Below are 6268 nucleotides of genomic sequence, written 5' to 3'. Positions count from 1 at the left end.
CTGATCCACCCCGAAGGGCTTCACCGTTCGACTTGCATGTGTTAAGCACGCCGCCAGCGTTCGTCCTGAGCCAGGATCAAACTCTCCGTGAATGTCTACCCGCAATCGGGTGGCACTCGCGTTGAGCGACACGGCAACCACCGGAATAGGGCGGTCCCGCGCACTGCGTCCTCGCTAGTGTTTTACTTCAAAAGGAATCTCCAACCCCGATCAAACGATCGAGGCCGGGGATGTCAACATATCTGGCGTTGACTTTTGGCACGCTGTTGAGTTCTCAAGGAACGGACACTTCCTTCGGACCGCCTTCCAGCGGGCCCTCCGGGCGCTTCGTTCTTTCGTGTTTCCAGCTTACCAGATGTTTTCCGCTCCGTTTTCCGGAGTTTCATTCATCCGATTTCCCGAACTGGTCGGGCCGCTTTCCGCGACGGCCTCCACATTAGCGCATTTCGGTTGTCACCCGAAATTCACACTCACCACGGTTGACGGGAACGCCAACAAACCCATGTCAATGGGTATCGAGGTGAGGGTGGGTCCTGCGGAGTGGGATGGCCGCATCAGCGACTCGTTCAACACTAGGCCACCCGGACGACATCGTCAAACACCGAGGGCGGGATCCGGCTGGATCCCGCCCTCGTATGTCGAAGCCGCAGCTCAGCGGCGTCGTGTTTCGGTCACACCGTAGCCGGAACCAGCTCCGCCGCCGCCAGGTTGCGCTTGCCGCGGCGCAGTACGAGCCAGCGACCGTGCAGCAGGTCGGCCTCGGCCGGCACCGCTTCCTCGTCCGTCACCTTGACGTTGTTGAGGTAGGCGCCGCCCTCCTTGACCGTGCGGCGGGCGGCCGAACGGCTCGGTGCGAGGCCGACGGCGACCAACAGGTCGACCACCGAGTGGAGTTCGGCCACCTCGGCCTTCGGGACCTCGGCCAGGGCGGCGGCCAGGGTCGGCGCCTCCAGGTCGGCGAGGTCGCCCTGGCCGAACAGCGCCTTGGACGCGGCGACCGCGCGCTCGTACTGCTCGGCGCCGTGGACGAGGGTGGTGAGCTCCTCGGCGAGGGCTCGCTGGGCGAGGCGGGCGGCGGGGCGCTCGGTGGTCTCGCGCTCCAGCTCCTCGATCTCCTCCTTCGAGCGGAAGCTGAAGATCCGCAGGAAGTTGGGGACGTCCCGGTCGTCCGCGTTCAGCCAGAACTGGTAGAAGGCGTACGGGGTGGTCAGCTCGGGGTCGAGCCAGACCGTGCCGGACTCGGTCTTGCCGAACTTGGTGCCGTCGGCCTTGACGATCAGCGGCGTGGCCAGCGCGTGCACGGACTTGGCGTCGGCCTTGCGGATCAGGTCCGTGCCGGCGGTCAGGTTGCCCCACTGGTCACTGCCACCGGTCTGCAGGGTGCAGCCGTAGCGGCGGTTCAGCTCCAGGTAGTCCATGCCTTGCAGGATCTGGTAGCTGAACTCGGTGTAGCTGATACCCGCGTCGGAGTTGAGCCGTCGGGCGACGGCCTCCTTGGCGATCATGTTGTTGACGCGGAAGTACTTGCCCACGTCGCGCAGCAGGCTGATGGCCGACATCCCGGACGTCCAGTCCAGGTTGTTGACCATGCGCGCCGCGTAGGGGCCCTCGAAATCGAGGAAGCGCGAGATCTGGCCCCGCAGCCGCTCGACCCAGCCGGCCACCGTCTCGGGGTCGTTGAGGACGCGCTCGGCGGTGGGCTTCGGGTCACCGATGAGGCCCGTGGCCCCGCCGACCAGGCCGAGCGGGAGGTTTCCCGCCTGCTGGATGCGGCGCATGGTGAGGATCTGCACGAGGTTGCCGAGGTGCAGGCTGGGGGCCGTCGGGTCGAAGCCGCAATAGAACGTGACCGGGCCGTCCGCGAACGCCTTGCGCAGTGCGTCCTCGTCGGTGGACAGGGCGATCAGCCCCCGCCACCGCAGCTCGTCGACGATGTCCGTCACGGTCACGCTTCTCCTTCGATCGGGCGCCCGCCCGGTGGCGGCCCGTTCTCTCGGACCCCGGGTCGGTGCGACTCCAGCGTGGTAGAGCCTACGCGGTCGGGGCCAGCGGGTTTTCCCCGAGCGTCGTGCCGCAGTCCTCCCCCGGCCGCTCCGGCGCCTGCCCGATACCGGAAATTCCGTTGTTCGTCGGCTGTGGGCCCGTTCAGAGTGGTGTCACCGCCGTGCGGCGGCAGTGACGTGTGTGGAGACGGTCGTGCCGCCGTGGCACGCCCGCGGGAAGGGTGTGCCGAGTGCGCAACACGCTGGTTCTGAACGCGAGCTACGAGCCCCTGACGACGGTGTCGCTCCAGCGCGCCGTCGTCCTGGTGCTCCAGGACAAGGCGGTGGTGGAGCAGGCGCATCCGCTGCGCACGGTCCGGGGGACGGGCGTCAGCATCCCGGTGCCCCGGGTGATCAGGCTTCAGCGCTACGTGAGAGTGCCGTTCCGACAACAGGCGCCGTGGTCGCGGCGGGGTGTCCTGGCCCGGGACCAGCACCTGTGCGCGTACTGCGGGCGGCGGGCCACCACGGTGGACCACCTGCAGCCCAGGTCGCGCGGTGGGGAGGACAGCTGGTTGAACACCGTGGCCGCGTGCCCGGAGGACAACCAGCGCAAGGCGGACCGGACACCCGAACAGGCCGGGATGAGGCTGCTGCGCCGGCCGTTCGTGCCGACCCCGCAGGCCACCCTCATGCTGGCGCTCGGCCTGCGCGGCTCGGAGGCCCGGGAGCTGGCCGACTGGCTGCCGGCCGTGCCGGGCCAGCCCGCTCCGACAGCCGTCCCGGCCGCGTGAGCGCCGCCACGAGCCGCGCCCTACGGGGCCCGGGCTAACCCTTCGCCTGGTAGCCCGCCGCCGTGCCGTAGTTGGCCGAGTGCTCGGGCATCACGACCACCCGCCCGCCGCCGATCAGCACCCGCCCGGAGACCAGCAGCGAACCGGTGCCCTGGGGGAAGTTACCTCCGGTCGCCTCCTGGCCGCCGGCCAGCGGGAACCGGCTGAGGCGGGCGGGCTGGTCTCGGCGTTCGTCGGCGGCGAGCACGAGCGCGCCGCCGTCGACGCCGACCGCCCGGACGGTGCCCTTGGCGGCGGTCGGCGCCTTCCAGCGCTGCTTACCGGTGTCGAGGTCGTAACCGACCGCCGCGGCCGGTCCGCCGCCGTTCGCCGGGACGAGCGTGGTGACCATCGTGCGGTTCTGGAAGAACACCTCGGGCGTGGCCGAGAACGTGCCGTGGCCGACGTCCAGCCGGCCGCCGTCGCCGACCACCGGGATCTCGGCGGCCGGGTCCCCGCCCGCGCCCCAGGAGAACACCCGGTCGTCCTCCGGCTTCTCGCCCGTGGTGAGGACGACGGACGGCTCGGCGGACAGCACGGTCACCGTCTTCGGCCGGTTGTTCAGGCCGCGCCACCAACTGACCTTGCCGTCCGCCGTGTTCAGTGCGACGGCCTGGTCGGCGGGGGTCGAGTCGGCGCAGGAGGAGGCGACCAGCACGGTCTTGCCGGTCACGCCGCCGGACAGGGTGCAGAACTTGCCCTGACCGGTGTACTGCCAGACGTCCTTGCCGTCCGCGGACTCCCAGGCGACCGCCCGGTCGTCGCCGACCGCGATCACCTTGTCCTCGGTGACGCCGATCCGCGCGCCGTACGCGCCCTTGGCGTCCGAGACGGTCTTCGTCCACGCGGTCTTGCCGGTCTTGGTGTCCACGGCGGCGACCAGCGTGCACGGGCTCTTCGGGTCGGCCTGGGCCCGGAACAGCACCGCGCCCAGCCCCGCCTGGTTGACCCCCGCCGACAGCCCGCACGGGACGGCCCCGGCGGCCGGTGGCTCGACCGACCAGACGGGCTTGCCGGCCGCGAGGTCGTAGGCCCGCACGCCGGCGGCATCGGCGCGGACCACCGCATCGGCCAGCAGCCAGCTGCCGACCAGCGTGTCGTCACCCGACGACCCGGACGCGGCGGGCTGGGCGGACCACACCTTGGTGTGCGCGACGGCGAAACCGGGCTCCCCGCCGCTGCTCGCGGCCGCGCTGCCACCGCCCTCGGCCCCGACCATCAGACCGGCCGCGACCAGCACGCCCAGCGCGGCCACCCCGGCTCCGGTGCGCACCAGCAGGGTCCGCCGGCTGGGCACGTGCTCGCCGGTGAGCACCGCCCCGGCGGCGGCGCGGGCCCTGGCCGAGAGCGAAGAGCCCGCCGTCGAGGAGCCTGCCTTCGGGGACCTGCCCCGACGGGCGGCAGCCCGCGACGGCGCGACGGGCGCGGCCTCGGGCGTCGTGTCCGGCTCGGGCTCCGTGGACGGCTCCACCGGAACGGGCTCGGCGTCCTCGATGTGCACGTACCCGTCGGCCGAGTACTCCGCCCCCACCGGGACGTACAGCCCCTCCCCCGCAGGCTGCTCCAGGACGGCGTACGGCGCGTACTGCTGCTGCCCACGATCCGGGTACGGCTGGTACTGCTGGTACTGCCCCTCGGCGTAGCCGCCCTCGGCGTACCCAGTCTGGGCGTAGCCGGTCTGCCCGTACTGCGGGTCCTGTCCGTACTGCGCGTCCTGCCCGTCCTGGCGCGGGTCCTGTCCGTATGGCGAGCCCTGCCCGTACCCGCCCTGGCCGTAGCCCGCCGCCGTCTGCCAGTACTCCTGCTGCGGATGGTCCTGCGGCTGCGGCTCCTGGTGCCCGCCGACCGGCCAGGCCTGCCGGCCCTGGGGGTACCACGGCTGCTGCTGGGCGTCTCCGAAGGGCTCCTGCGCCATCCGTTCCCGTCCCTCCCGAGCCGCCTGCCGATGCGGCAGTCAGCATCTCACGCCCGTTCGAGCGCGCCGCCCCGGCCTCGGGGGGTCGGGGAGGTCAGCCCGCGGACTCGGCCTTCAGCGCCTCGTCGATGCGGGCGGCCAGGGTGAAATCCAGGCCGGTCAGCCCGCCCGCGCTGTGGGTGGAGAGGACGAAGCGCAGGGTGCGCCAGCGGATGTCGACGTCGGGGTGGTGGCCGAGCGCCTCGGCCTGTTCGGCGACGGCGACGACCACCCGGATCGCCGCCGGGAAGTCGGGGGCGTCGGCCACGCGGACGATGCTGTCGCCCTCCCTGGTCCACCGCGGCAGTGCGGCCAGGGCCGCCGTGATCTCGTCCTCGCTCAGCCGTGCCCTGCTGCTCATCGAAGCTCTTCCGTTCGTCGTCTCGTCGTCCGGTCCGGCGTGCACTGCGAGGAACATACCGAGCCGGGGCCCTCCGCACCGGACGACACAGCCGCTGACGGGCAGCCCCCGGCGGGCGTCCCCCGACGGATGCTCAGCTCATCAGCTCAGCAGCAGTTTGGTGACCGCAGCGAGGCCGACCACCACGATGATCCCGCGCAGCGCGACCGGCGGCAGGCGGCGGCCGACCTTGGCGCCGAGCAGGCCGCCGACCAGCGAGCCCGCCGCGATCAGGCCGGCGGCCGCCCAGTTGACGGTGGAGGTGAACAGGAAGAACAGCGCGGCGACGCCGTTGACGACCATCGCCAGCGCGTTCTTCACGGCGTTGATCCGCTGCAGGTCCTCCTGGAGCAGCATGCCCATCAGCGCCAGCAGCAGGACGCCCTGCGCGGCGCCGAAGTAGCCGCCGTAGATGCCGGTGAGGAAGACGCCGACGAACAGCAGCAGGCCGCCGTCCGGGTCCCCGTCGGGGCGGCGGCGGGCGGCGACCGCCTTGGCGACCTTGGGCTGGATCACCACCAGGACGAGGGCGAGCAGGATCAGTACCGGGACGATCGCGTCGAAGGCGCCGTTCGGCAGTCTGATCAGCAGCAGCGCGCCGACCAGTCCGCCGAGCAGTGAGGCGGTGCCCAGGCGCAGCAGCCGGTGGCCCTGGCCGGCCAGCTCGCGGCGGTAGCCGATCACGCCGCTGAGCGAACCGGGCACCAGGCCGAAGGTGTTGGAGACGTTGGCGGTGACCGGCGGAATCCCGATGGCGAGCAGCACCGGGAACGTGATCAGCGTGCCGGAGCCGACGATCACGTTGATCATCCCGGCGCCGACGCCCGCCACCAGGACGGCGATGCCCTCCCAGAGCGTCATGGGTCACCTCTCCTCTCGGTCCTGTCCGGGGGGATCATGCCGGACGGCCCACCGGTCGGACCAGGGCCGCCCACGATTCGGGACACGCACCACCACGACCGCCACACGCCACGACCGCCACGACCGCCACACGCCGGGGGGGGGGGGGGGGGGGGGGGGGGGGGGGGGGGGGGGGGGGGGGGGGGGGGGGGGGGAGGGGGGGGGCGGGGGGGGGGGGGGGGTGGGGGGGTCCGGGAGC

At 71.9% G+C, this 6268-nt stretch carries 5 protein-coding genes and 1 rRNA gene; 1 reads left to right on the top strand and 5 read right to left on the bottom strand.

The window, feature by feature from the left end:
* Both AC07AL_RS18900 and tyrS read right to left on the bottom strand, forming a co-directional pair.
* A 16S ribosomal RNA gene (locus AC07AL_RS18900) occupies positions 1-92 on the bottom strand; the annotation flags it as partial.
* A 579-nt stretch (positions 93-671) separates the two neighbouring features.
* Entirely contained in the window at positions 672-1943 is a 1272-nt protein-coding gene (gene tyrS / locus AC07AL_RS18895; protein ID WP_400807627.1) for a tyrosine--tRNA ligase, read from the bottom strand.
* A 290-nt stretch (positions 1944-2233) separates the two neighbouring features.
* Between tyrS and AC07AL_RS18890 the strand changes: the two genes are divergently transcribed.
* Entirely contained in the window at positions 2234-2776 is a 543-nt protein-coding gene (locus AC07AL_RS18890) for an HNH endonuclease (protein WP_063349641.1), read from the top strand.
* A 34-nt stretch (positions 2777-2810) separates the two neighbouring features.
* On the opposite strand, the gene AC07AL_RS18885 is transcribed toward AC07AL_RS18890, so the two are convergent.
* The 3 genes from AC07AL_RS18885 to AC07AL_RS18875 form a co-directional block, all read right to left on the bottom strand.
* A complete protein-coding gene (locus tag AC07AL_RS18885) occupies positions 2811-4730 on the bottom strand; it encodes an outer membrane protein assembly factor BamB family protein (protein WP_400807608.1) in 1920 nt (639 codons plus the stop codon).
* A gap of 94 nt (positions 4731-4824) precedes the next feature.
* Positions 4825-5130 carry a 4a-hydroxytetrahydrobiopterin dehydratase gene (locus tag AC07AL_RS18880; protein ID WP_400807605.1) on the bottom strand — a complete coding sequence of 102 codons (306 nt, stop codon included), beginning with the start codon at positions 5128-5130 and terminating at the stop codon, positions 4825-4827.
* A 141-nt stretch (positions 5131-5271) separates the two neighbouring features.
* Positions 5272-6030 (bottom strand): sulfite exporter TauE/SafE family protein, encoded by a 759-nt coding sequence (locus tag AC07AL_RS18875; protein ID WP_363589448.1) that lies wholly within the window; start codon positions 6028-6030, stop codon positions 5272-5274.
* Positions 6031-6268 lie beyond the last annotated feature (238 nt).

This window comes from Kitasatospora sp. NPDC043949, assembly GCF_056435365.1.
Note: the sequence above shows the minus strand (reverse complement) of the source record. Positions and strands in the feature narration are given on the sequence as shown.